Source organism: Bradyrhizobium sp. BEA-2-5, assembly GCF_032918025.1.
In the GTDB taxonomy this organism is placed as follows: domain Bacteria; phylum Pseudomonadota; class Alphaproteobacteria; order Rhizobiales; family Xanthobacteraceae; genus Bradyrhizobium; species Bradyrhizobium pachyrhizi.
Map to the genome: position 1 here is coordinate 4,201,609 of NZ_CP136629.1, position 25,340 is coordinate 4,226,948.

A 25,340-nucleotide genomic window follows, 5' to 3' on the forward strand; every position below is an offset into this window, starting at 1 on the left:
TGCCATGGCCGACACCACTGCTTCACCACACCTTTTTGCCGACATGTTGACGCGCGTGCACGCGATCTGTGCCGCTGTCGCTGCCGAGGACAATTGGCCCGCCGGCATCGACCTGTCCCGTGTCGTGGTCGAACCGCCGCGCGATGCCTCCCATGGCGACATGGCGACCAACGCTGCCATGGTGCTGGCGAAAGAGGCAAAGGCAAAGCCGCGCGATCTCGCCGAGCAGATCGCCGAGCGGCTCCGTGCCGACGCGCTGATCGCCAAGGTCGACGTCGCCGGTCCCGGCTTCATCAACCTGACCTTGAAGCCGCAGGTCTGGGCGGACGCGCTGCGCGCCGTGCTGGCCGCCGGCTCGGCTTACGGGCGCAGCGATGTCGGCAAGGCCGAAAAGGTCAATGTCGAATACGTCTCGGCCAATCCGACCGGGCCGATGCATGTCGGCCATTGCCGCGGTGCCGTGTTCGGCGATGCGCTGGCGAGCCTGCTCCAGTTCGCCGGTCACGACGTTACGCGCGAGTACTACATCAACGATGCCGGCGCTCAGGTCGACGTGCTCGCTCGCTCGGCCTTCCTGAGGTACCGCGAGGCGCTCGGCGAGGACATCGGCGCGATCCCGGAAGGGCTCTATCCTGGCGACTACCTCAAGCCGGTCGGGCAGGCGCTCGCCGGGGAATACGGCGAGAAGCTGCTCGACATGGAGGAAGCCGCGTGGCTGCCGATCGTGCGCGCCAAGGCCATCGCGATGATGATGGACGAGATCAAGGACGATCTCGCCGCCCTCAATATCCGTCATGACGTGTTCTTCTCCGAGCGCTCGCTGATCGAGACGGGCAACAACAAGGTCGCCGAGACCATCGATTTCCTGCGTGCCAAGGGCGACATCTACGAAGGTCGCCTGCCGCCGCCGAAGGGCGCCCCGGTCGAGGATTGGGAGGATCGCGAGCAGCTGCTGTTCAAGGCAACCGCCTACGGCGACGACGTCGATCGTCCCCTGATCAAGTCGGATGGCTCCTACACCTACTTCGCATCCGATATCGCCAACCATCGCTACAAGTTCGAGCGTGGCTTCACCAATCTGATCGACGTATTCGGCGCCGACCATGGCGGCTACATCAAGCGCATGCAGGCGGCGGTAAAGGCGACTACCTCCGGAAAGGGTGCGCTCGACGTCAAGATCGTTCAGCTCGTGAAGCTCTTGCGCAACGGCGAGCCGGTCAAAATGTCGAAGCGGAGCGGCGAATTCGTCACGCTGCGCGAGGTGGTCGACGAGGTCGGCTCCGACGCTGTCCAATTCATGATGCTCTATCGGAAGAACGACGCGGTGCTCGACTTCGACCTCGCCAAGGTCATGGAACAGTCGCGCGACAATCCGGTATTCTACGTCCAGTACGGTCACGCCCGCGGCCACTCGATCTTCCGCAACGCGCGAGAGGAAGCGGTTCCCGATCTGCCCGCGACCGATGAGGCCCGGCTGGCCTATCTCCGTAATGCTACGGTCGAGCGGCTGACCGACCCCGCCGAGCTCGAGCTGCTCAAGCGGCTTGCGCTTTATCCGCGCATGCTCGAGGCCGCCGCCGCGGCCCACGAGCCGCACCGAATTGCCTTTTATCTCTATGAGTTAGCGAGCGAATTTCACGCACTTTGGACGAAGGGGCGCGATTTGCCCTATTTACGCTTCATTATCAATAATGATGCAGATCTTACAAAGGCGCGACTGGCCATGGTCCAGGGCGTCGTCTCGGTCCTGGCATCGGGCCTCGCCGTTCTAGGCGTCCACGCTCCGACCGAGATGCGGTAGGCAGGGGCATTAGGCCCTCACGAGTGGGGATTTGTGAGGGCATCTGGCAGAGGCCAACTCGTACGGACCGGCTGTGCCGGCGATCTTGGCGCTGTCCCGAAGGGGATGCATCATCACAATGGCTGATCGATATCAGGACCGACATTTTCCCGCCGACACGGCTTCCAAGGCCGACAGCGATCCGCTTGCCGAACTGGCACGGCTGATCGGCCAGACGGATCCCTTCGGCTCCGCCAACAAGCCGCCGCCGCGTCCGCTGCAGTCGCGCGCCAACGCGCGGCCGCAACAATACGAGCCGCAGGCCGAGGACGAGGATGCGCGGCCCGCGGGCCCGCCGCCCTGGATGCAGCGCGCGCGGCAGGAGGCTGTCGCTCCGCCTCCCGTGCAGAACATCGAAGACGAAGAGCCCGAGCAGGACTACCAGCCGAAGCCGGTGCATCCGTTGCATCGCTATGCGGCCCAGCAGGCGCAGCCCGCGCCTGCGCCGGTGGCGCAATATCGGCCGGTCGAGGCGCCTCGACAGCCGGAGGCTTTTGACGAGGAGCCGCACTATCAGAGTGGCGGTCAGAGTCAGGATCCCTCGCGCTACGACGATGCGCTCTACGGCCGGCTGGAGACAGGCGAGCAGGACTATCAGCGCGATCCCGCCTATCCGGACGACCCCTATGCCTATGAGGAGGCCTACGAGGAAGAACCTGAGCCCCGCCGGCGGCGCAGCGGCTTGATAACGGTCGCCGCGGTGCTGGCGCTCGGCGTGTTCGGTGTCGGTGGCGCATACGCCTACAAGACCTATATGGGCTCGCCCCGCAGTGGCGAGCCGCCGATCATCAAGGCCGACAACACGCCGACCAAGATCGTGCCGGCGCCGACGGACTCCTCGGCCAAGGTGCCGGACCGCATGGCCAGCGGTGACGGCACCGAGAAGATCGTGCCGCGCGAGGAGGCGCCCGTCGACGTCAATTCGAAGACCGCCGGACCGCGCGTCGTGTTTCCGCCGCTAAACGCCAATGCGAATCCACCGCCGCCCGCCAGCGTGCAGACGGCACAGCCGGCGCCGGCGCCGATCACCGCGAACGGCACGTTGCCGAACAACGAGCCGCGCAAGGTCCGCACGCTCTCGGTCAAGGGCGATACGCCCGATGGCACGCAGGCGACCTCGGCCGTGCCGGCGAAACCTCCGGCGGCGGCCAAGCCTCCGGCGTCGCGCGGCAACCCGGCTGCGGCCAATGCCAGCGTCAACTCGCCAATGTCGCTTGTTCCCGGCCAGGCTGAGGCGGCTCCGGCCGCGCCTCCGACCCGGGTGGCCTCGACCTCGGCGGCTCCGGTTGGCGGCGGCGGGTATCTGGTCCAGGTCTCCTCGCAGAAGAACGAGGCGGACGCGCAGGCGTCCTATCGGACGCTGCAAGGCAAGTATCGCAACGTGCTCGGTTCGCAGCCTCTGGTGGTGAAGCGCGTCGATCTCGGCGAGAAGGGCGTCTACTACCGCGCCTTTGCCGGCCCGTTCGCGTCCTCAGAAGAGGCGAGCCAAGTGTGCAAGAGCCTGATGTCGGCGGGTGGGCCGCAGTGCCTCATCCAAAGAAATTAAAGGCCGTTTCCTTGACCCGTGAGCTGCATACGGCCTAATCGGCCGAATGACGAACCGCGCATTCATCACGGGCATATCCGGGCTGATCCTCAAGGACGCCGAACGCGAATTCATTCGCACCGAGCGGCCATGGGGCTTCATCCTGTTCAAGCGCAACATCGAGAGTCCTGCCCAAGTGGCGGCTCTTGTTGGGGAACTCCGGTCCGCAGTCGGCCTCGCCGATGCCCCGGTCCTGATCGACCAGGAAGGCGGGCGGGTGCAGCGGCTCGGCCCGCCGCATTGGCCGGCCTATCCGCCGGGCGCGAGCTTTGGGGCGCTCTACGACATCGATCCGAAGCTCGGGCTTGTGGCAGCCCGGCTCAGCTCACGGCTGATTGCGGCCGATCTGATCGATCTCGGAATCACCGTCGATTGCCTGCCCTTGGCCGACGTTCCCGTGGCCGGGGCGGATGCGGTCATCGGGAACCGGGCCTATGGCACCGAGCCGGGCAAGGTCGCGGCAATTGCCCGTGCGGTCACCGAGGGCCTGGAGCAGGGCGGCGTCCTGCCGGTTCTCAAGCACATTCCCGGGCATGGCCGCGCCACCGCCGACACCCATTTCAAGCTGCCGACCGTTGATACCGCCAAGGGCGAGCTGGAACGGACCGATTTCGCCCCGTTCAAGTCACTCGCGGATCTGCCGATGGCCATGACTGCACATGTTGTGTTTAGCGCGGTCGACCCCGCCCATCCGGCGACGACATCTGCGACAATGATTGCTGACGTGATTCGCGGCGCAATCGGGTTCCAGGGTTTGTTAATGAGTGATGACGTGTCGATGAACGCGCTGTCGGGGAATATCGCCGAGCGGACCCGCGCCATCTTCGCGGCCGGCTGCGACGTTGCCCTGCATTGCAACGGCAACATCGAGGAGATGCGCGACGTCGCACGCGAAACGCCGGAACTGACCGGCAAGGCGCTTGAGCGCGCCAAGGCGACGCTCGCCGCGCGCAAGCCGCCTCAGCCGCTCGACCGGCTGGCGGCACGGGCTGAACTGGATGCGTTGTTGGATCGGGTAGGGACGGCATGACCGCAGAAATCCTATCGTTCGAAACCGGGCGGCCCGCAGAGCTCGCCGAGGGCGAGCCGGCGTTGGTGGTGGACGTCGAGGGCTATGAGGGCCCGCTCGACCTCCTGCTCGCATTGGCGCGGCAGCAGAAGGTCGACCTCGCCAAGATCTCGATCCTGGCGCTGGCCGACCAGTACCTCCACTTCATCGAGGCCGCGCGGAAGATCCGGCTCGAGCTTGCCGCCGACTACCTCGTCATGGCGGCCTGGCTTGCCTTTCTGAAGTCGCGGCTCCTGCTGCCCGAGCCGCCGAGCGCGGAGGGGCCGAGCGCCGAGGAAATGGCGACCGCGCTCGCCAACCGCCTGCGCCGGCTGGAAGCCATACGCGAAGCCGCCAACCGGCTCATGAACAGGCCGCAATTGCAGCGCGACATCTTCCCGCGCGGCGAGCCCGAGCAGATCGCCGAGATCAAGCATCCGAAATACACCGCGACGCTGTACGACCTGCTCACCGCCTATGCCGCACAGCGCCAGTCGCGCGTGCTGGCGAGCGTGCATCTTGCCAAGCGCACGGTGTGGTCGCTCGCCGAGGCGCGGGCCACGCTGGAGCGGCTGGTCGGCATCGCCGAGGACTGGAGCTGCCTCGACGAGTACCTGATGAATTACGTCGCCGATCCCACGCAGAAGGCGACGGTGTTCGCATCGAGCTTCGCTGCCGCCCTCGAACTGGTTCGCGAGGGCGAGATGGAGATCAACCAGAAGCAGGCGTTCGCGCCGATCTATTTCCGAAAGCGTCAAGCGCAAGCCGCAGTGGCGGCGCCGGACCTGTCGGTTGAGTAAGTGGAAGAAGGAGAGCAGGCCCATGGCAAGCTTGGCGGAAGTGCGCAGAGAAGAGCCCGAGGAGGAGGTTTCTCCTATGGATCCGGTGGCGCGTCCTGAGGAATTGCGGCTCCTAGAAGCCCTGTTGTTTGCATCGGCCGAGCCGATCGATCAGGCAACGCTGGCAAAGCGGATGCCCGACGGCGTCGACGTCAAGGCGGCGCTCGCGCAGCTGCAGGCGGAATACGCGCCGCGCGGCGTCAACCTCGTGCGTGTCGCCAACAAATGGACCTTCCGCACGGCAGGCGACCTCGCCTGGCTGATGACGCGGGAGACCACCGAGACCCGCCGCCTGTCGCGTGCGGCGATCGAGGTGCTCGCAATCATCGCCTATCACCAGCCGGTGACACGGGCCGAGATCGAGGAGATCCGCGGTGTCGTGACCTCAAAGGGCACGCTCGACGTGCTGCTGGAGACCGGCTGGATCAAGCCGCGTGGCCGCCGCAAGACGCCCGGCCGCCCCTTGACCTTCGGAACCACCGACGCGTTCCTGTCGCAGTTCAGCCTGGAAGCGCTCGGCGACCTGCCGGGGCTCGAGGAGCTGAAGGGCACGGGTCTGCTCGACTCGCGTCTGCCGACCGGATTTTCCGTTCCGTCGCCGTCGGATGACGCGACGCTGCGGGAGGACGAGGAGCCGCTCGAGCCGGGTGATACGCTGGAACTGCTGCTGGCGCCGGCCGTCGAGCCGGAAGCCGAGGAACCGAAAGCCGACGCAGAAACGACTGATGAGGTTGGGACTGCCGAGGTCGAAGCGACCGCCCAGGCGGAGGTCGAGGCGGACGTTGCCTCTGACGCGGATGCGGCCGAACCTGACGCCGGCGAGCCGGAAGACCGCGCCGACCACGCCGGTGATGACGCCGACACCGAGGACAAGGGCGAATAAGCCTGAATATTCCCGGTTAAGCCTAGCAATATTACGTAGCCGCGACAGCGATTTGCCGCGGCCGAGGTCCTTGTTTTTGACACCCCGCGGGCCTACCTTCCGGCAAAGTTCAGGCCGGTCCGCCGGCCATTTCTGGAGGGTTGCAGGATGGGTTCACTCAGCATTTGGCACTGGATCTTGGTGATCGCGGTGGTCCTGCTGCTGTTCGGCCGCGGGAAGATTTCGGATCTGATGGGCGACGTGGCGCAGGGCATCAAGGCGTTCAAGAAGGGCATGCAGGACGACGACAAGCCCGCCGAGAAGCCGGAGCCGGCCAAGTCGATCGAGCACAATGGGGCGCCGTCGGCCGCGCGCCAGGACGTCGGCAGCAAAGCCGTCTAACGCGCTTGTACTGACGCATATTTCGACGTTTTTTCTTGCGCGAAACGGTGACGCCGTCGCAGAGACGCGCTATGGACGCCGATTGAGAAAAGGCGCCGGCAGCCCCAGATCCTGTTGGGAGCGATGGGGCCGATGGCGGCGCGCTAGGCGGAAGACCTCATGTTCGATATCGGGTGGAGTGAACTGGTCCTGATCGGGGTCGTGGCCCTGATCACCATCGGCCCGAAAGAGCTTCCGGGCGTGCTGCGCATGGTCGGGCAATGGATGGGCAAGGCCCGCAAGATGGCCGCGGAGTTCCAGGGCCAGTTTCAGGAAGCGATGCGCGAGGCCGAGATGGCCGACCTCAAGAAGAGCTTTGACGAGGTCAAGGAGGCCGCGACCGGCATCACCAGCGGCAACATCATGACGTCGCTGCAGAAGGACGTCAGCGACGCCCTGCAGATCGACAAGCCGGTCGATGCACAGGTCGCGTCCGCAGTCGACGCACCGGTGACGCCCACCACTCCTGCCGAGCCGACGCCGGAAACCTTCGTCGAGGCCGAGGCGCATGCGGCCGCGGGCGAGGCGCTTGCGATCACCAATGAGGTGAAGGGTGAGCCGGCGCCGCAGGACGTGACGCCGGCGCAGCCCGAAGCGCTCAAGGACGCGAGGGCGTCATGAGCGCCGAAGATATCGAGGCCAGCAAAGCCCCTCTGATGGACCATTTGATCGAGCTGCGTTCGCGGCTGATCAAGGCGCTGCTCGGCTTTGGCATTGCCTTCATCTTCTGCTTCTTCTTCGCCAAGCAGATCTACAACGTGCTGGTCTGGCCGTTCGTGTGGGTCGCAGGGCCCGAGAACTCCAAGTTCATCTACACGGCGTTGCTGGAATATTTCATCACACAGCTGAAGCTCGCGCTGTTCGGCGCCGGCTTCATCTCGTTCCCGATCGTGGCGACGCAGATCTACAAGTTCGTGGCGCCCGGGCTCTACAAGCATGAGAAGCAGGCCTTCCTGCCGTATCTGGTCGCCACCCCGTTCTTCTTCGTGCTCGGCGCGGCGCTGGTCTATTTCGTCGTGCTGCCGATGCTGGTTCGCTTCTCGCTCGGCATGCAGCAGGCAGGCAGCGACGAGACCGCGCAGATCCAGCTCCTGCCCAAGGTCGGCGAATATCTGTCGCTGATGATGTCGCTGATCTTCGCCTTCGGCATCGCCTTCCAGCTTCCGGTGATCCTGACGCTGCTTGGGCGGATCGGCATCGTCACCTCGAAGATGCTGCGCGAGAAGCGCCGCTATTTCATCGTGATCGCCTTCGTCATCGCGGCCGTGCTGACGCCGCCTGACGTGCTCAGCCAGTGCTCCCTGGCCATTCCGCTGATGGCGCTCTACGAGGGCTCGATCATCGCGGTCCGGATCGCGGAAAAGAAGGCCGCGACCTCGAATGCCTCGTCCGGGGCGCCGTCGGCGACCAATCCCGCCGAATAAAGTGATTTCGCCTCACACTCGGCGTCATACCCCGCGAAAGCGGGGTATCCAGTACGCCGCGGCCTCTCGGTGACACGCCGACGTCTCTGGAATGCTGGATCACCCGCTTTCGCTGACGATGACGGTCGTGGTAGTGGAACTACATAGCCGTAGTTTGCCAACGCAATGGTTGGTTGCTTACGCAAAGCCTGCCAGGACTAACTCATGCACGACATCAAAGCGATCCGCGACAACCCGACAGCCTTCGACGCCGGCCTGAAGCGCCGCGGGTTAGAGGCCCTGTCGCCCTCGCTGCTGGCGATCGACGAGAGGCGGCGTGCGGCGATCCTCGCCTCCGAGCAGGCGCAGGCGCGGCGCAATGCGGCTTCGAAGGAGATCGGCGACGCCAAGAAGGCCAAGGACGAGACACGGGCGGCCAAGCTGATGGCCGAGGTCGCCGAGCTCAAGACCACGATGCCGCAGCTCGAGCTGGCGGCGAAGACGGCCGATGAACAGCTGACGAAAGAGCTGTCGGCGATCCCGAACATTCCGTTCGCCGAAGTGCCTGACGGCGTCGACGAGCACGGCAACGTCCAGCATCACGTGTTCGGCAACAAGCGCAACTACAGCTTTGCGCCAAAACTGCATGACGATCTCGGCACCGCGCTCGGCTACATGGATTTCGAGGCGGCGGCCAAACTCTCCGGCGCGCGCTTCGTCGTGCTGAAGAAGGGGCTGGCGCGACTCGAACGCGCGATCGGCCAGTTCATGCTCGATCTGCACACGACCGAGCATGGCTACACCGAGATCAATCCGCCGCTCTTGGTGCGCAACGAGGTGATGTTCGGCACCGGGCAACTGCCGAAATTCGAGGACGACCAGTTCTGGGCGATCAAGGGCGAACTGCTCTCGCCCGACCTTGAGCGGTTGAAGACCGAGCGCCTCGGTCTGATTCCCACCGCCGAGGTGTCGCTCACCAATCTCGCGCGCGAGTCCATTCTCGACGAGAAGCAATTGCCGATGCGGCTCACCGCGCTGACGCCGTGCTTCCGCGCCGAGGCCGGCGCGGCCGGGCGCGACACGCGCGGCATGATCCGCCAGCACCAGTTCACCAAGGTCGAGCTGGTCTCGATCACGACGCCGGAAACCAGCAAGGACGAGCTGGAGCGGATGCTGTCCTGCGCCGAGCAGGTGTTGCAGAAACTCGACCTGCATTATCGCGTGATGACGCTCTGCGCAGGAGATATGGGTTTCTCGTCGCAGAAAACCTATGACATCGAGGTCTGGATGCCCGGGCAGGGCGACGGCGGCATGTTCCGCGAGATCTCGAGCTGCTCGGTGTGCGGCGACTTCCAGGCACGCCGCATGGATGCGCGCTCGCGCGGGCCGGATGGCAAGCCGCGTTTCGTGCACACGCTGAACGGCTCCGGTACCGCGGTCGGCCGCGCGCTGATCGCCGTGATGGAGACCTACCAGCAGCAGGATGGTTCGATCGCGGTGCCCGATGTGCTGCAGCCCTATATGGGCGGGCTCAAGGTCATCGAGCACGGCATGTGAGGCGAGGGCCAGTGTGATGCCGCTGCACCGTGACATCCACTGGCTAGGTCGACAATGGGCCGTTACGGGCCACGGTCTGCAGCTGATCAATCAGAAGCAGATGGGCTATTACGACGTCGAGGCCGCGCGCCTGTGGGACGCGCGCGTGACCGAGGTGCAATCGAAGGCCTGGATCGACAGGCCCGACTTCGACAAGGCGCTGGAGATCGCGCGCGGCAAGTTCGCCCAGATGGCGCCGGCCGATCTGTCGCCACCTGCACCGATTGCGTCGCCGCCACCGCCGGTCCGGGCGACGCCGCCGGCCGCGCCGCGCGCTCCGCTTGACGCGACATCGGTGCCCTCGATCGAGGAGCTGCTGGCCAGGCTGAAATCGAAATCGGCTGCGACGGCGCCGGTCGCAAAACCGGCCGAGGCGCTCGCTCCCGTGCCGCCCAAACCCGAACCGCTCAGGGTTGAGCCTCGGAAGGTCGAGCCGGCACGGTCCGAGCTCCCCCAAGCGGCTTCGGTCGCCCCAGAACCGTCCATGGCTGAGCCTCGCGCGTTCGAAGCTCCGAAGGCCGAGTCTCTCACGACCGCTTCCGCCAAAGCCGATCCCATGAAGGCCAATTCGGTCACGGCCGATCCCATTAAGTCCGAGCTCTCCCCATTGGAGCTTCCGAGGCCTCCCAAGCCTGAGCCACGCCAAACCGCATCAATTGCTCTTGAGCCGGCCAGGCCGGAAGCTCGGAGGGTTGATCCGCCCAAGGTTGAAGCTCCCAAGGTTGAAGCTAAGGTTGAAGCGCCAAAGCCTGAACCTGCCAAGCCGGGGCCTCCAACGTCAGAAGCTGTCACGTCCCGGGGGCTCGGGGCCGAACTGCGTCAGACCCCGCGAGTTAAAATGCCGGAGGCGCCGCGGCCAACGCCCGTCATCGCGGTTGTTCGGCGGCCGGCTAGAGCAGCCTGGCCGGTGTTCGAGCGCAAGATCGCCGGCAGCGCGCGATTTGTCTGTCCATGGCGCGTGACGTCGGCACGATGGCGCGGGCCATCGCCAAGTTTGCCTCCGCGGCCCTAGCCGGTTAAGACGGCAATCAACTCAAGAAACCGCAACGTAAGATACCCGCGCCGAATCGGAACAAAAGGCACTTTGACGGATGCGAATTCTCTGCACCAATGATGACGGCATCCATGCTCCAGGCCTGCAGGTCGTCGAGCAGATCGCACGCGCGTTGTCCGACGACGTCTGGATCGTTGCCCCCGAGCTCGATCAGTCCGGCGTCTCGCATTCGCTGTCGCTGAACGATCCCTTGCGCCTGCGCGAGGTCGGCCCGCGGCACTTTGCCGTGCGCGGCACGCCGACGGACTGCGTCATCATGGGGGCCCGCCATATCCTGGGTGCCAAGCTGCCTGATGTCGTGCTGTCCGGCGTCAACAAGGGCCGCAACGTCGCCGAGGACGTGGTCTATTCCGGCACCATTGCCGGCGCGTTGGAGGGCACCATCCTGGGCCTGCCGTCATTCGCACTGTCGCAGGAATTCTCGATCGAGACGCGCAACGCGCCGCTGTGGGACACTGCGCTGAAATTCGGACCCGACATCATCCGCAAGGTGATCGGCGCCGGCGTCCCCAGGAATACCGTCATCAATGTCAACTTCCCGTCCTGCATGCCCGATGACGTGAAGGGCATCCGGATCACGCGGCAGGGCAAGCGCAATCAGGGGTTCCTGAAGATCGATCGCCGTCACGACGGACGCGGCAATCCCTATTTCTGGATCGGCTTCGAGCGCACCGCGATGATGGATGCGCCCGCCGACGGCACCGATCTCGCGGCGCTTGCGCGAGCGCTACGTTTCCGTCACGCCGCTCAGGCTCGATCGCACCGATGAAGCATTTTCGGAAACGCTGATTGATACGCTGAAGTAATCCTCGGGGAATCTGTAGCCCGGATGGAGCGAAGCGAAATCCGGGACCCGTGTTGTGAAGTCCCCGGATTGCGCTTCGCTCCATCCGGGCTACGCGCGCAACTTGCCGTTAAACCGGCGCGCCCTTCATCGCGCTGGAGATCACCTGGGCCAGCGTCTCCAGCTGGAAGGGTTTTTGCAGCGCCGGACGGTCGCGGTACTCCGGAGGCAGGCCGGACGAGCCATAGCCGGTCGCGAAGATGAAGGGGCGGTTGCGGGCGTTAATCAGCTCGGCGACCGGGGTGATCACCTTGCCATTGACGTTGACGTCGAGGATCGCGAGGTCGAATTCGGTCGATTGCGCAAGCTTGACCGCTTCGCCGATTTCGCCGGCCTCGGCCGCAACGCTATGGCCGAGTTCCTCCAGCATATCGGCGACCATCATCCGGATCATGACCTCGTCCTCTACGAGGAAAACTGAACAGCCCGCCGGCCGTATCGCTGTCATGATGGAATCCTTGCCCTTCCCTGAATTAGGCTCGCAAATAACATTACAGCGCGCAATGCAAACGTTTGGGAATTGGTCCTTTTCCAGCGCGCCACAGCGTTTGCCGCATCGCCGTGGCCGGCTTTGTTGCGCAAGATTTGCCCAACAGCCAACGAGGTGTGTTGGCCCTCCGAGAGCCCCTGATCTGGCCACCCAGACGTTAATTGCGCATCGCCGCCGATTATATGTGAGGGAGCCGGGCCGGCGCCAATGCCAAATCTGGCGATGGTTCCTGGCCGGGAACAAAACGCGACGGGAAATTTTTCCTTAACGCGGTATTTCGGATTTCAATGGCATCAAAGAGGGCAAGATTCCGCGCTGCTGCCCAGAGACGCTGATGAACATGGCCGTGAACCCCGATCCGACCGAGAAGATGATGTTTCAGCTGACCCTGCGGCGGCGCGGGGTGAGCGATCAGGCCGTGTTGAGGACCATGGAAGAGGTGCCGCGCGAGCTTTTCGTCGAGGACGCCGATCGCGACGGCGCCTATCGTGACAGCGCGCTGCCGATCGCCTGCGGGCAGACCATCAGCCAGCCCTTCGTCGTCGCCTACATGACCGAGCAGCTCCAGCTCAAGAAGCAGCACCGGGTGCTCGAAATCGGCACCGGGTCTGGCTACCAGGCTGCCGTGCTGTCGCGGTTGTGCAAGCAGGTGCTGACCATCGAGCGCTACCGGACGCTAGCCGACGGCGCCCGCAAGCGCCTCGAAAAGCTGGGCTATTACAATATCGAGGTGCTGCTCGGGGACGGCTTCGACGTTCCGGCCGGGGCAGGCGACTTCGACCGCATCATCGTCACCGCCGCGCTGGAGCAGATTCCGGACAACCTGATCGAGCGGCTGGAAGTCGGGGGCATCCTGATCGCCCCGGTCGGCCCGCATCAGGGTACCCAGACCCTCGTCCGCGTGGTGCGGACCGAGAACGGCTTCGACCGCAAGGAACTGGTCGACGTCCGCTTTGTGCCGGCGCTGCCGGGAATCGCGCGCGAATTGTAAATTCGGCGATTTGCTGCTTGGCACCAACACCTTATTGGGAGGGTTAAGCCGTTATTTACTCGGCAGGTGTTTACTTAAAACACCAGTTCTGTTGCGTACGAGTGAGTAACCATGTCCGCTGTCGCCGAGTTGCTTTACTCGCGCCGCGTGCCGCAGGTCGCGGCGCTGGCGCTGATCTCCTTCAGCTTTGCAGGGTGCAGCGCCGACATGTCGTCGCGCTTCTCGCAAAACTCCTACTCGCAAAATCCGTTTGCGTTTGATCCGCAGCCGACCGGCACCGTGCAGCAGGCGCCGCCGCCGCGCGAGTTGCCGCAATACGCGCGGCCTCGAACGCAACCGCAATATTCGCAATATCAATCGCAGCCGTTGCCGCCGCCGGTCGCCGCAGCGCCGCAGTCCTATCCGGTCGCCAACGGCAATGCCGGCGTCTCCGGAGGAGGGCGCGGGGTCTCGTCCTACACGCCGCCGCCCGCGCGTCCGCAGATCGAATCCACCGGCACCGTTCCGCATTCGGTCGCAGCAGCCCATGCCGGGCATAGCGGCACGACCATCATCGTCGGCACCAGCGACACCCTGGAAGTGCTGGCGCGCCGCTACAACGTCTCGACCGCCGAGATCCTGCGCGCCAACGGCTACAAGGGACCGCGCGCGCTGTCGCCCGGCCAGCAGCTGGTCATTCCGCGCCCGACGGCGTCGGCCGCAGCGCCGGCGCTGGCCGCACCCGCCGCGCGCCCCGTCGCCGTGGCGGCCGCGCCTGCCGGCGTCCACTATGTCAATCGCGGCGACACGCTGCACAGCATCGCGCGCCAGCACCACATTCCCGTAGCCGAGCTCGCCCGCGCCAACAATCTCGACCAGTCGGCCCGGCTCAGCCTCGGCATGAAGCTCGTGGTGCCCGGCGCCAAGACGGCGATGGCGGCGCCCGCGCCCGTTGCGCAACCCGTTGCTGCCGCGCCGGTTGCGGCTGTGGCTCCGGCACCGGCGGTCGCAGCCCCGAAGGTCATTGCAACCGCGCTGCCGCAGCAGAGCGCGCGGCTGGTCCAGCCGACCGCGACGGTCGAACAGCCGGCGGCTGCCGCTGAAGCGCCCGTCGTCACCAAGTCGAGCGAGGCCACCGGCGCGCTGCCGACCTTCCGCTGGCCGGTCCGCGGCAAGGTGGTCACGAGCTACGGCGCCAAGACCAATGGCAAGGCCAATGACGGCATCAATCTCGCGGTGCCCGAAGGGACGCCGGTCAAGGCGGCTGAAGACGGCGTCGTCGCCTATTCCGGCAACGAGCTGAAAGGTTACGGCAATCTGGTCCTGGTTCGGCACTCCAACGGCTACGTCACCGCATATGCCCATGCGAGTGAGCTGTTGGTGAAGCGCGGCGACACCATCAAGCGCGGCCAGGTCATTGCCAAGTCGGGTCAATCCGGGGAGGTGGCGTCGCCGCAGCTTCACTTCGAGATCCGCAAGGGATCGTCGCCGGTCGATCCGCTCCAGTTCCTCAACGGCGCGTAAGCTACGCGTCGGGACTTCAAGGGACTTCCAAGTCTCACAACAAAGACAGCGGGGGAGGCGCAAGCCTCCCCCGTTTTGTTTTGACGATCGCTGCGACAATGACTTGCCGCTCAGCCGCGTAGCCCGGATGGAGCGAAGCGAAATCCGGGGGCTCACTCGCGGAGTGCACCGATCCCGGATTGCGCTGCGCTCCATCCGGACTGCATAGGCGGTGACGGAAGGGCTATGCGTCTGATTGCCTGTTAGTTGCCGCTCAGCCGCACACCGAGCCGGCCCGCCAGTTCCTGCGTGAACTGCCAGGCGACGCGGCCCGAGCGCGAGCCGCGCGTCGTGGACCATTCCAGCGCCTCGCGCTCCAGCGCTTCGTCATCGATCCTGACGCCGAAATGGCCGCAATAGCCGCGCACCATGGCGAGATATTCGTCCTGGCTGCAGCGGTGAAAGCCGAGCCAGAGGCCGAAGCGATCCGACAGCGACACCTTCTCCTCGACCGCCTCGCCCGGATTGATCGCGGTCGAGCGCTCGTTCTCGATCATCTCGCGCGCCAGCAGGTGGCGGCGGTTCGAGGTGGCGTAGAGAATGACGTTCTCGGGCCGGCCCTCGATGCCGCCTTCGAGCACGGCCTTGAGCGACTTGTAGGAGGCATCGTTGCCGTCGAAGGAGAGGTCGTCGCAAAACACGATGAAGCGGAAGGACGAGGCCCGCAGCTGCTCCATCAGCGCGGGCAGGCTCTCGATGTCCTCGCGGTGGATCTCGATCAGTTTCAGCCTGTCGGCCGGTTTGCGCTCCGCGTTGATGCTGGCATGCGCTGCCTTCACCAGCGACGACTTGCCCATGCCGCGCGCACCCCAGAGCAGGGCGTTATTGGCCGGCAGGCCATTGGCGAAGCGCTCGGTGTTCTCCATCAGGATGTCGCGCATCCGGTCGACGCCCTTCAGCAGGAACAACTCGACGCGGCTGACCCGCGGCACGGGCGCGAGGCGGCCGTCGGGATGCCAGACGAAGGCGTCCGCGGCACTGAGCGACTCGGCCGGATCGGCGGCCGGGGAGGCGGCCGCGAGGCGGCTCGCGATGGTCTCCAGGGCGTTCGCGATCCGCTCGGCGGTCGCGCCGTCGAGCGGCGTTACCGGGCTTTTTGTCGCGGCTTTTGCGGCGCTGTTGGCGGCGGCTCTGGGGGCTATTTTGCGGGCTGTTTTACTGGTCGATTTCTTGGCTTTTTTCGGCATTTGTCCAGTTCCTGACGGCGCAGCCTTATCGGGCTGGCGGCGGTCCCGCAAGCGCCCTAAATGAAGGTCCGTTAACGTTGCAATTGGGACCGCGGCCGCTATAGTCCGCGCGAATTTGTCCGGACCGCCATACCGCCCCGAATCCGAGGGCGCTGCCGGTTCTTTCCCGTCTTATCCGAGGATCGTCCGAATGCTGATTACCCCTGCGTATGCCCAGGCCGCGGGCGCCGGCGACACCAACAGCATGTTGATGTCGCTGCTGCCGTTCGCCCTGATCTTCGTGATCATGTACTTCCTGATTCTGCGTCCCCAGCAGAAGAAGGTCCGCGACCACGCCGAGCTCGTGAAGAACATCCGCCGCGGCGACACCGTCGTGACCTCGGGAGGCCTCGTCGGCAAGGTCACCAAGGTCGTCGACGACGACCAGATCGAGTTCGAGATTTCCGACGGCGTGCGCGTGCGGCAGATGCGCCAGATGATCTCCGGCGTGCGAGCCAAGGGCGAGCCGGCGAAAGGCGACGCCAAGGACGAGGCGTCCGCGAGCTGATTGCCGCGGTGCCTTTTTGGAATCTGACGGGTCAACTCGATGTTGTATTTCACGCGGTGGAAGGCGCTGGGGATTATCCTGACGGCGCTGATCGTGTGCCTCTGCGCGGTCCCCAACTTCTTCCCCGAGGCGGAGGTCAAGACCTGGCCCGCCTGGGCGCAGCGCAGGCTCGTGCTCGGCCTCGACCTCCAGGGCGGCTCCTATCTGCTGCTCGAGGTCGATTCCAACTACGTGAAGAAGGAGCGGCTCGACCAGGTCCGCGACGACGTCCGGAAGGTGCTTCGTGAAGCCAAGATCGGCTACACCGGCCTCGTGGTCCGCAACGACGCGGTGGAAGTCCGCATCTCCAAGGAAGGCGACCAGGCGACGGCGTTGTCGAAGCTCCGCGAGCTGTCGCAGCCGCTCGGCGGCCTGCTCGGCTCCAGCGGCCAGCGCAGCCTTGAGGTTGAGGACGCGGGCGGCGGCCTGATCCGCCTGAAGGTGCCGCAGGCCGCGGTCACCGAGCGAATCCGGCAGACCATCGAGCAGTCGATCCAGATCGTCGAACGCCGCGTCAACGAGCTCGGCACCGTCGAGCCCGTGATCCAGCGCCAGGGCAATGACCGCATCCTGGTGCAGGTTCCGGGTCTTCAGGATCCGACGCGCCTGAAGGAACTGCTGGGCAAGACCGCGAAGATGGAATTCCGCATGGTCGACACCTCCGTGCCGCCGGACCAGGCGCAGCAGGGGCGGTTGCCGGCGGACTCCGAGCTGCTGATGAGCGCATCGCCGCCGCCGGTTCCGTATGTCGTCAAGAAACAGGTTCTGGTTTCCGGAGGCGAACTGTCCGATGCACAGCCCGGCTTCGACCAGCGTACGGGCGAGCCGGTCGTCAGCTTCAAGTTCAACACCTCGGGCGCGCGCAAGTTCTCGCAGGCCACGACGGAGAACGTCGGACTGCCCTTCGCGATCGTGCTCGACAACAAGGTGATCTCGGCGCCCGTGATCCGCGAGCCGATCACCGGCGGCCAGGGTCAGATCTCCGGCAATTTCACGGTGCAATCGGCCAACGATCTCGCGATCCTCCTGCGCGCCGGCGCGCTGCCGGCGCCGCTCACGGTGGTCGAGGAACGCACCGTCGGTCCGGGCCTCGGCCAGGATTCGATCGAGAAGGGCGAGCTTGCGGCCTATGTCGGCTCGATCCTCGTCATCGTCTTCATGCTGCTGACCTACCGTCTGTTCGGCGTGTTTGCCAACATCGCGGTGGCGATCAACGTCGCGATGATCTTCGGCCTGCTGTCGCTGCTCAATGCCACGCTGACCTTGCCCGGCATCGCCGGCATCGTGCTCACCGTCGGCATCGCGGTGGACTCCAACGTGCTGATCTACGAGCGTATCCGCGAGGAGCTGCGCGGCGGCCGCAACGCGATCTCGGCCATCGACGCCGGCTTCAAGCGGGCGCTCGCGACCATCCTCGATTCCAACATCACCACCTTCATTGCCGCCGCGGTGCTGTTCTACATCGGCACCGGCCCGGTGCGCGGCTTTGCCGTGACGCTCGGCATCGGCATCATCACCACGGTGTTCACCGCCTTCACCATGACCCGGCTGATCGTCGCCTGGTGGGTGCGGTGGAAGCGGCCGCAGAGCGTGCCGATCTGAGGAGCCTGATCGTGACTCACACCGTTCTCATTGGCCTTGGCATCCTGATCGCCGTCTTGACCGTGGTCGCGGCGCTCGGCCTGCTGCCGTCGCTGCGCATCGTCCCTGACGATACGCATTTCGACTTCACGCGCTTCCGCCGCATCAGCTTCCCGATCTCGGCGGCGCTGTCGATCGTCGCGATCACGCTGTTCTTCACCCATGGCCTGAATTTCGGCATCGATTTCAAGGGGGGCACGCTGCTCGAAGTGCGGGCCAAGTCCGGCGCCGCCGACATCGCGGCGATGCGCACGACCTTGAACGGCCTTGGCCTCGGCGAGGTGCAGCTGCAGCAGTTCGGCGGTCCGGCGGAAGTCCTGATCCGCGTTGCCGAGCAGCCCGGAGGCGACAAGGCGCAGCAGGATGCGGTGACGAAGGTTCGCGCCGCGCTTGGCGATTCCGTCGAATATCGCCGCGTCGAGGTGGTCGGCCCGCGCGTCTCAGGCGAACTGCTGGCCTACGGCATGCTCGGTCTGATGCTCGCGATCCTGGGCATCTTGATCTATCTCTGGTTCCGCTTCGAATGGCAGTTCGCGCTCGGCGCCATGATCGCGAACGTGCATGACATCGTGCTGACCATCGGCTTCATGTCGATCAGCCAGGTCGATTTCGACCTGACCAGTATCGCCGCACTGCTGACGATCCTGGGCTATTCGCTCAACGACACCGTCGTCATCTACGATCGTATCCGTGAAATGCTGCGGCGTTACAAGAAGATGCCGATGCCGCAGCTTCTCAACGAGTCCATCAACTCGACGCTCTCGCGCTCGATCATCACTCACTTCACGGTGACGCTGGCGCTGCTCGCGCTGCTGTTGTTCGGCGGGCACGCGATTCACAGCTTTACCGCAGTGATGATGTTCGGCGTGGTGCTGGTCGGCACCTACACTTCGATCTTCATCGCGGCCCCGATCCTGATCTACCTCGGTGTTCACACCACGCGGGGTGGAGACGCGGCGCAGGACGCGCCGGCAAAGAAGCCGGACACGGCGGCAGCCAAGAAGTAGCCGGTCATGAGCAACTCCTCGGACGCTCCCCATCTTCCGAGGTCGGCGCCGATCGAGGCCTACGGCAAGGGCGGCTTCGCGTTTGCCGATATGTCGCACCGCGGCTCGCTCTTGTGCCTGCCTGACTCGATCTGGGCCTGGCCGGTCACCAGGCCGCAGGAGATCGACGAATACTCGCTGCAAAAGGTGTTCGCGGCCGCCAATGCGATCGACACGCTGATCGTCGGCACCGGCACCGACGTCTGGGTCCCGCCAAAGGGCTTGCGCGAGGCCCTGCGGGCCGTGCGGGTGGTGCTTGATCCGATGCAGACGGGACCTGCGATCCGCACCTACAACATCATGCTGGGCGAGCGGCGTCGCGTCGCGGCGGCGCTGATCGCGGTGCCATGAGCGCGACGGAGGCACCGAAGGACGGCGCTGCCTTCTGCGCCGATCTGGTGCGCAGCCATGACTTTGTGCGCTACGCGTCGACCCTGTTCCTGCCGGGCCCGGAACGGCGGGCGATGCTTGCGATCTACGCCTTCAACATCGAGGTCTCGCGCGTGCACGAGCAGGTGAGCCAGCCCTTGCCCGGCGAGATCCGCCTGCAATGGTGGACCGACATGCTGTCCGGCGCGGGCCATGGCGGCGTCGAGGGCAATCCGGTTGCAGCAGAACTGCTGCACACGATCCGCAATCACCGTCTGCCGGTCTCGCCATTCTCGCAGTTGGTCGAGGAGCACCAGTTCGATCTCTACAACGACCCGATGCCGACCATGGCCGCGCTGGAAGGCTATCTCGACGCCACGGCCTCAGTGCTGTTCTCGCAGGCCACGCGCGTGGTGGCGCGGCCGTCGGAGGCGATCGATCACCTGGCCCGTCATGCGGGTCTTGCCCAGGGCATGGCGCAGGTCATCGCTTCGCTCGGCCGCGACGCCTCACGGCATCAGCTGTTTCTGCCGTTACAACTGCTGCAGCAGCACGGCGGCAGCAAGGAGGAGGTGTTCGCCGGCAAGGTGACGCCGAACATCCGTGCCGCGATCGATCAGCTTGCGGACGAGGCGCAGGGCCATCTCAAGACCGCATTCGGGCTGCTTGCGGATGTCCCGTCCGGCGTGAGGCCGATCTTCCTGACGCTCGCTTGCGTGAGGCGCGAGCTGACCCGGGCGAGGAGGGAGGACTACGACCCGTTCCTGCCGAAGCCGGTCTCGCGCCTGCGCACGCTCTGGACGTTGTGGCGAGCCGCGCGCACGGAGGAGTTCGGTCGCTAGCTCTGCTCTTTCGCGATGTGCTTGGTGAAGATCCGGATCGTTGTGCCCCTGACGATCCGACCGCTGTCATAGATGTCGGATGCGATTTGTTCGACCGCGTCGCGCAGCGCGACGAACTGCGCCTGCCGCGCCATGCTCGCCGTTCCGCGCGTGCCGGCCAGCTCGTCCAACGCGGCGTCGCTGATCTGGCATTCGATTTCCTGGTCGCCGTTCATCATGGTGAATCCGAACGCCAGTCGTTCGGAATCGTATCCCCCGATCCGGCCACGGGTGAGTGGCATTAAACTTGTCCCTTGAGCGCGCTACCCCTCGCAAAGAGTGAAGCTTCGCGCCGCGTTTGTCGAGGGCCACGCGCCGGGAAGCGCGCGCTAACCCGCCGGCCGGTCCATCTCGGCGACTTCGAAATTGAAGCGGTCGCGCAGGTTCTTGCGCTGCTCCAGGATGTCCTTCAGGAAGGCGCGGTCCTGCTCGTTCTTCATCATCGGCTCGATCAGGTCGAGCTGGTTCATGGCGACCAGTTGCAGGACCTCGGTGCGCGGCGCGCCGCTCGCGTTGCGCGGCAAGGCGTGCACGATCTGGATGTGCTCGGGCGGCTTGACGCCCCTTGCCGCGGTAAGCTCGTTGCGCAGCGTCTTTTCCAGCGCGGCCTGATCGGCTTCGACGAAGGCATAGAGCCCGACGCCGGAGCGGCGGTCGGCAAAGGCGACGATGGCGGTGTCGCGCACGGCAGGATTCCGGCGGATCAGCTCGGCGAGCACCGGCGCGTCGTTGACGAGCCGGCGGCCGCCGCCTTCGCGGTCGGTGAAGTTGAACAGGCCGCGGGTGATGGCGCGATAGACCTTCTTGCCGGTCTTGAGCCAGATGCTGGCGACCGCGGACTTCTTTGCGAGTACCTTGCGCTCTTTCGGCGTCAGCGCCTCCGGCGCGTAGGAGCGCTTGTGCTTCAGCAGATGCCGCAGGTCTTCATAGGCCAGGATGCGATAGAGCCGGCCGCGACGGTTGAAGCACGCGGCAAGCTGAAAATCGGTCACGTAGGCGCGGCCGTCGCGGCCGACCAGCCAGTTCTGCTCCTTGGCGAGATCGTTATGGCAGATACCGGCGCGGCGCAGCCGGCGCAGCGCGGCCTTGGCCGAGCGGAAATAGGCGAGATCGCCATGCGGTTTTGCCAGATGCAGCGCGACGCCGTCGACGAAGCCGCGCACCAGCGCGCGACGGCCGGCCCACAACAGCTTCGGCCCGACGTCGAGATCGCGCGCCAAGGCCAGCGCGCGGCGCTCGCGCGAGAACAGATGCAGCGCCAGGGCGAACGACCAGAAAGGCACCTCGTCGAGCCGGCGCAGCACCGCGTCGGTCTCGCCGCTCTCGGTGCGGAAGCGGCCGCGCTCGACGGTCGAGAACACGTCGCGTTTGAGCAGCACGCCCTGGCTCCACCGCACCGACAGGGTGGCGTCATCGTCTTTCGGCAAGCTCATGACTGTCAGGCCGCTGCAGCAACGCGCAGATGCTCTGCGATCCAGTGGTCGAGATCGGCGAGCGCGCGCGCGCTGATCGCCTGCTTTTTGGCGACGGTCTTCTCGTTGCCGCGCAGCCGCGAGCCGTCCGGCTTCTTGGTCGGCGCACTGGCCAGCGGCGGGAATAGGCCGAAATTGACGTTCATCGGCTGGAACGACCGTGTGCCCGGCTCGATGGTCTCGATATGGCCGCCGGTGATGTGGCCGAGCAGCGATCCGAGCGCAGTCGTGCCCGGCGGCGGCGTCAGCGCGGCACCGCGCATGTCGGCGGCGGCGCAGAGGCCGGCGATCAAGCCGACGCTGGCGGATTCCACATAGCCCTCGCAGCCCGTCATCTGGCCGGCAAAGCGCAGCCGCGGCTGTGCGCGCAGCCGCAACTGGGTGTCGAGCAGCTTCGGCGAATTCAGGAAGGTGTTGCGATGCAGGCCGCCGAGTCGGGCGAACTCGGCCTTCTCCAGACCGGGAATGGTGCGGAAGATGCGCTGCTGCTCGCCGTACTTCAATTTCGTCTGGAAGCCGACGATGTTGTAGAGCGTGCCGAGCTTGTTGTCCTGACGCAACTGGACGATCGCATATGGCTTGACGGTCGGATTGTGCGGATTGGTGAGGCCGACGGGCTTCATCGGACCATGGCGCAGCGTCTCGGGGCCGCGCTCCGCCATCACTTCGATCGGCAGGCAGCCGTCGAAATAGGGCGTATTGGTCTCCCATTCCTTGAATTCGGTCTTCTCGCCGGTCATCAGCGCGGCGACGAAGCTGTCATACTGCTCTTTTGTCATCGGGCAGTTGATGTAGTCGGCGCCATTGCCGCCGGGGCCGACCTTGTCGTAGCGCGACTGGAACCAGGCCACCGACATGTCGACGGACTCGCGGTGCACGATCGGCGCGATGGCGTCGAAGAAGGCGAGCGCGTTCTCGTCGGTCAGCTCGCGGATGGCGTCGGCCAGCGGCGCTGAGGTGAGGGGGCCGGTGGCAACGATGACGTTGCTCCAGTCGGCAGGTGGCAGGCCCGCGACCTCGCCACGGGCGATCTCGATCAGGGGATGGTCTTTCAGCGCCTTGGTGACGGCCGCCGAGAAGCCGTCGCGGTCGACCGCGAGTGCGCCGCCGGCGGGCACCTGGTTGGCATCGGCCGCGCGCATGACCAATGAGTCGAGCCGGCGCATCTCCGCGTGCAGGAGGCCGACGGCGTTGTTGGCGGCGTCGTCCGAGCGGAACGAATTGGAGCAGACGAGTTCGGCGCAGCCTTCGGTCCGATGCGCCTCGGTCATCCGGTGCGGGCGCATTTCATGCAGCACGGCGCGGACGCCGGCATTGGCGACCTGCCAGGCGGCTTCCGAGCCGGCGAGCCCCGCGCCCACGATGTGCACGGGTTGCGAAGAGGATTGATGCGGTGTCATCGCGCAGCGTTAGCGCGTTTTGATCTCATATGCATCTGAAACCGCACCACAAACGACAACGCCCGCTGTGGAAGCGGGCGTTATCCGTTCAGCAGATGGCTTGCGGCCGATTAGCCGTTGTAGGTGCCGGCGGCAACGCGCGGGATGTCCGAGCGATCGAGGCCGATATCGGCCAGTTCGCGATCGCTGAGCTGGGACAGCTCGGCAACATTGCGCTGATAGTCCCGGAAGGCCTGGATCATGCGGATGAGCGAGAGCAGCATTGGTAGTCTCCTGTAGTTCGATTCAGCTCTTGCCCGAGCCTCATCGTTGAAGTGAATATAGATGGGAGTAGTGCAGTGCGAAAGTTCCTATGTTGCGATGCAGCTAAGCTCAAAACGCATAGCGACGGTAAGTTCCGGTTAACCGTTTGGCGCATGGAGACAGGACCCGTGGACCAAAGTTCCATAGAATCGGACGATGACGTCAAAATCATCTTGAGATCAGTGAGTTAGAAGGATGATAGCGCGCTGGATTACGCCGTCTACATGGTAATTACGGACCGTTCGGTCAAGGGATGACGCACGGCTGACGCCGGATCACGGCGACGTGTTCCATGCGTGATTCGCATGCTGAATGTTGCGGTATGAATGAGTATGTATTCATAACATGACGACGCGGACACCTAGGCAGGCGCAGCGTCAATCAGCCGCATTGACCTCGGAGGTAATTTGGTCCTTCTCGCCGTTCGGATTTTTGCCTGCCGCGCGAACGGTCTGCTGATTATCGGAAGCGCAGCTCGATTGAAGTGAATGCATCGAGCAAAGCTATTGCGGCGGCGCTTCCTTACCGACACGTAATCAAAAGGCTATGCAACGCATGCGCGATGCGCGCGCAGCGCTCATCACATTTGTATCGCGCGAAGTTCATTCTGAACGGTGTCGGGAACAGCGAATAATCGTTCCGCAGATTCCGCAATCACGCTGGGATCTGTCCAAGAAAAACAGATGGATCATCCCATGATTAAGACATTGATCGCAGCAGCCACCGTGGCTGCCGTTGCCTATGCTGTCGCTCCCGCTCAGGCCGCGCATCGTCATCACGCGGGCCTCGGCTGCAGCGGTGCCAATCTCGGCAAGACCGAAGCTGCAGTCGAAGCCATGGCTGACAATGAGGTCAAATTCGCGGCGGAGAAGGAAGTCTCGCTCGCCCAGGACGCGATGCTGAACAACAAGTGGGGCGCTTGCGGCGCGCATCTCAGCAAGGCTGCCGAAGCTAGCACGGCGAAGTAGGTTTTGATCATAGCGATAAGGGCCGATTGCCTGGGGCAGTCGGCCCTTTTTGATTTATTCGTAGCTGAACCAGCTTTGATCTAGTCAGAGCAGAAGGTTCGCCGCGCTGCGCCATGCAAGCTGGCAGTGAAAGCGCTACGGAGCCTTGGCGAGTTGGGTCGCGAAGTAGCCGATCGTCTTGGCGTATACCTCGCTCTTGTTCCACTGCTGGATCACCGCAAAATTCTCGCTGCCGGGCTCCCAGCCCTTGCCCTTCTTCCAGCCATAGCTCTTCAAATAGTTCGCCGTCGACGCCAGCACGTCGGGCGCGTTGTGCAGCAGGTCGCGCTTGCCGTTGCCGTCGAAGTCGACCGCGAACTTGATGTAGGACGACGGCATGAATTGAGTTTGGCCGATCTCGCCGGCCCAGGCGCCGCGCATCTCCTGCGGCGGCAGATCGCCGCGCTCGACGATACGCAAGGCATCCATCAACTCGGCCTTGAACATGTCGGAGCGGCGGCAGTCATAGGCAAGCGTTGCCAGCGAGCGGATCGTCGCGAACTTGCCGGTGTTGACGCCGAAATCGGTCTCCAAACCCCAGATCGCAACCAGGATCTCGCCGGGCACCCCATAGGCCTGCTCGATGCGCGACAGCACCGAGCCGTATTGCTTCATCATGTTGGAGCCGCGATTGAGCCGCGGCGGCACCATGCGGCCCGAGAATTGCTCGAAGGTCTGGCTGAACACCTGCTGCGAATGGTCGCGGGCGAGGATCGCCTTGTCCTGCGTGACGCCAGCCAATCCGGCCTGGATCGCGTTCTGCGAAATGCCCTTCGTCGCAGCCTCCTTCTTGAAATCGTCGAGCCAGGATTCGAACGTGCCCGTGCCGCATTGAGCGGCCAGCGCCGATGCCGTCGAGGTCAGGAGCCACGCGCCGATGGCGAACGTGCGAAAGCAAGAGCGAGAGGTCATA

General features: G+C 64.8%; 24 protein-coding genes and 2 pseudogenes. 18 read left to right on the forward strand and 8 right to left on the reverse strand.

Annotated features, from left to right (window positions below):
* Positions 1 to 4 precede the first annotated feature (4 nt).
* The 9 genes and pseudogenes from argS to serS all read left to right on the forward strand — a co-directional run bounded on the left by argS (position 5) and on the right by serS (position 9,575).
* On the forward strand, positions 5 to 1,801 hold the full coding sequence (gene argS / locus RX327_RS19550; protein WP_317251193.1) for an arginine--tRNA ligase: 1,797 nt from the start codon (positions 5 to 7) through the stop codon (positions 1,799 to 1,801).
* A 118-nt stretch (positions 1,802 to 1,919) separates the two neighbouring features.
* Positions 1,920 to 3,386, forward strand: a complete 1,467-nt coding sequence (locus RX327_RS19555; protein ID WP_317246831.1) for an SPOR domain-containing protein — start codon at positions 1,920 to 1,922, stop codon at positions 3,384 to 3,386.
* A gap of 46 nt (positions 3,387 to 3,432) precedes the next feature.
* Positions 3,433 to 4,455: a beta-N-acetylhexosaminidase gene (gene nagZ / locus RX327_RS19560; protein ID WP_317246832.1), complete on the forward strand. Its 1,023-nt coding sequence runs from the start codon at positions 3,433 to 3,435 to the stop codon at positions 4,453 to 4,455.
* Entirely contained in the window at positions 4,452 to 5,273 is an 822-nt protein-coding gene (locus tag RX327_RS19565) for a ScpA family protein (RefSeq protein ID WP_317246833.1), read from the forward strand. Before nagZ ends, RX327_RS19565 begins: the two co-directional genes overlap by 4 nt.
* A 22-nt stretch (positions 5,274 to 5,295) precedes the next feature.
* Positions 5,296 to 6,141: pseudogene (scpB, locus tag RX327_RS19570) on the forward strand (SMC-Scp complex subunit ScpB); the annotation flags it as partial.
* 201 nt (positions 6,142 to 6,342) lie between these two features.
* Positions 6,343 to 6,576 (forward strand): twin-arginine translocase TatA/TatE family subunit, encoded by a 234-nt coding sequence (locus RX327_RS19575; protein WP_317246834.1) that lies wholly within the window; start codon positions 6,343 to 6,345, stop codon positions 6,574 to 6,576.
* A gap of 159 nt (positions 6,577 to 6,735) precedes the next feature.
* Complete coding sequence (gene tatB / locus RX327_RS19580) at positions 6,736 to 7,236, forward strand: Sec-independent protein translocase protein TatB (RefSeq protein ID WP_317246835.1); 501 nt, start codon at positions 6,736 to 6,738, stop codon at positions 7,234 to 7,236.
* Entirely contained in the window at positions 7,233 to 8,039 is an 807-nt protein-coding gene (tatC, locus tag RX327_RS19585) for a twin-arginine translocase subunit TatC (RefSeq protein ID WP_317246836.1), read from the forward strand. The genes tatB and tatC overlap by 4 nt, the downstream gene beginning before the upstream one ends.
* Before the next feature lie 204 nt (positions 8,040 to 8,243).
* A complete protein-coding gene (gene serS, locus RX327_RS19590; protein ID WP_317246837.1) occupies positions 8,244 to 9,575 on the forward strand; it encodes a serine--tRNA ligase in 1,332 nt (443 codons plus the stop codon).
* A 108-nt stretch (positions 9,576 to 9,683) separates the two neighbouring features.
* Here serS and RX327_RS19595 read toward each other — a convergent pair whose 3' ends face one another.
* Positions 9,684 to 10,100, reverse strand: a complete 417-nt coding sequence (locus tag RX327_RS19595) for a hypothetical protein (RefSeq protein ID WP_317246838.1) — start codon at positions 10,098 to 10,100, stop codon at positions 9,684 to 9,686.
* Positions 10,101 to 10,705: 605 nt separating this feature from the next.
* On the opposite strand from RX327_RS19595, the pseudogene surE reads away from it, so the two are divergent.
* Positions 10,706 to 11,474, forward strand: a pseudogene (surE, locus tag RX327_RS19600) (5'/3'-nucleotidase SurE).
* A 108-nt stretch (positions 11,475 to 11,582) separates the two neighbouring features.
* Here the strand turns inward: surE and RX327_RS19605 are convergent.
* Complete coding sequence (locus RX327_RS19605) at positions 11,583 to 11,960, reverse strand: response regulator (protein ID WP_026192734.1); 378 nt, start codon at positions 11,958 to 11,960, stop codon at positions 11,583 to 11,585.
* Between the two features lie 376 nt (positions 11,961 to 12,336).
* On the opposite strand from RX327_RS19605, the gene RX327_RS19610 reads away from it, so the two are divergent.
* Together RX327_RS19610 and RX327_RS19615 are read left to right on the forward strand one after the other, a co-directional pair.
* The gene (locus RX327_RS19610; protein WP_410712065.1) at positions 12,337 to 12,993 is read left to right on the forward strand and encodes a protein-L-isoaspartate(D-aspartate) O-methyltransferase; all 657 of its coding nucleotides are present in this window, start codon (positions 12,337 to 12,339) and stop codon (positions 12,991 to 12,993) included.
* A 111-nt stretch (positions 12,994 to 13,104) separates the two neighbouring features.
* Complete coding sequence (locus tag RX327_RS19615; protein WP_317246839.1) at positions 13,105 to 14,496, forward strand: LysM peptidoglycan-binding domain-containing M23 family metallopeptidase; 1,392 nt, start codon at positions 13,105 to 13,107, stop codon at positions 14,494 to 14,496.
* A 242-nt stretch (positions 14,497 to 14,738) separates the two neighbouring features.
* Here the strand turns inward: RX327_RS19615 and RX327_RS19620 are convergent, their stop codons facing one another.
* Entirely contained in the window at positions 14,739 to 15,722 is a 984-nt protein-coding gene (locus tag RX327_RS19620; protein WP_317246840.1) for an ATP-binding protein, read from the reverse strand.
* A 190-nt stretch (positions 15,723 to 15,912) separates the two neighbouring features.
* On the opposite strand from RX327_RS19620, the gene yajC reads away from it, so the two are divergent.
* The 5 genes from yajC to RX327_RS19645 are packed head-to-tail and all read left to right on the forward strand — an operon-like array spanning position 15,913 to position 20,206.
* Positions 15,913 to 16,269, forward strand: a complete 357-nt coding sequence (gene yajC, locus RX327_RS19625) for a preprotein translocase subunit YajC (protein WP_317246841.1) — start codon at positions 15,913 to 15,915, stop codon at positions 16,267 to 16,269.
* A 39-nt stretch (positions 16,270 to 16,308) separates the two neighbouring features.
* The gene (gene secD, locus RX327_RS19630) at positions 16,309 to 17,910 is read left to right on the forward strand and encodes a protein translocase subunit SecD (RefSeq protein WP_317246842.1); all 1,602 of its coding nucleotides are present in this window, start codon (positions 16,309 to 16,311) and stop codon (positions 17,908 to 17,910) included.
* An 11-nt stretch (positions 17,911 to 17,921) separates the two neighbouring features.
* The gene (gene secF, locus RX327_RS19635; RefSeq protein WP_317246843.1) at positions 17,922 to 18,956 is read left to right on the forward strand and encodes a protein translocase subunit SecF; all 1,035 of its coding nucleotides are present in this window, start codon (positions 17,922 to 17,924) and stop codon (positions 18,954 to 18,956) included.
* A gap of 6 nt (positions 18,957 to 18,962) precedes the next feature.
* Positions 18,963 to 19,346 (forward strand): Mth938-like domain-containing protein, encoded by a 384-nt coding sequence (locus tag RX327_RS19640; RefSeq protein WP_018271534.1) that lies wholly within the window; start codon positions 18,963 to 18,965, stop codon positions 19,344 to 19,346.
* A complete protein-coding gene (locus RX327_RS19645) occupies positions 19,343 to 20,206 on the forward strand; it encodes a phytoene/squalene synthase family protein (RefSeq protein ID WP_317246844.1) in 864 nt (287 codons plus the stop codon). The genes RX327_RS19640 and RX327_RS19645 overlap by 4 nt, the downstream gene beginning before the upstream one ends.
* Here the strand turns inward: RX327_RS19645 and RX327_RS19650 are convergent.
* The 4 genes from RX327_RS19650 to RX327_RS19665 all read right to left on the reverse strand — a co-directional run bounded on the left by RX327_RS19650 (position 20,203) and on the right by RX327_RS19665 (position 23,380).
* Complete coding sequence (locus tag RX327_RS19650) at positions 20,203 to 20,424, reverse strand: DUF1488 family protein (RefSeq protein WP_244481965.1); 222 nt, start codon at positions 20,422 to 20,424, stop codon at positions 20,203 to 20,205. The genes RX327_RS19645 and RX327_RS19650 overlap by 4 nt on opposite strands.
* A 150-nt stretch (positions 20,425 to 20,574) precedes the next feature.
* Complete coding sequence (locus RX327_RS19655; protein WP_317246845.1) at positions 20,575 to 21,678, reverse strand: AMP-binding enzyme; 1,104 nt, start codon at positions 21,676 to 21,678, stop codon at positions 20,575 to 20,577.
* A gap of 5 nt (positions 21,679 to 21,683) precedes the next feature.
* Positions 21,684 to 23,117, reverse strand: a complete 1,434-nt coding sequence (gene trmFO, locus RX327_RS19660; protein WP_317246846.1) for a methylenetetrahydrofolate--tRNA-(uracil(54)-C(5))-methyltransferase (FADH(2)-oxidizing) TrmFO — start codon at positions 23,115 to 23,117, stop codon at positions 21,684 to 21,686.
* Positions 23,118 to 23,227: 110 nt separating this feature from the next.
* Positions 23,228 to 23,380 (reverse strand): DUF1127 domain-containing protein, encoded by a 153-nt coding sequence (locus tag RX327_RS19665; RefSeq protein ID WP_317246847.1) that lies wholly within the window; start codon positions 23,378 to 23,380, stop codon positions 23,228 to 23,230.
* Between the two features lie 723 nt (positions 23,381 to 24,103).
* Here RX327_RS19665 and RX327_RS19670 point away from each other — a divergent pair.
* A complete protein-coding gene (locus tag RX327_RS19670) occupies positions 24,104 to 24,388 on the forward strand; it encodes a hypothetical protein (protein ID WP_050384343.1) in 285 nt (94 codons plus the stop codon).
* Between the two features lie 135 nt (positions 24,389 to 24,523).
* Here the strand turns inward: RX327_RS19670 and RX327_RS19675 are convergent, their stop codons facing one another.
* Positions 24,524 to 25,339: a lytic murein transglycosylase gene (locus tag RX327_RS19675; protein ID WP_317246848.1), complete on the reverse strand. Its 816-nt coding sequence runs from the start codon at positions 25,337 to 25,339 to the stop codon at positions 24,524 to 24,526.
* Position 25,340 lies beyond the last annotated feature (1 nt).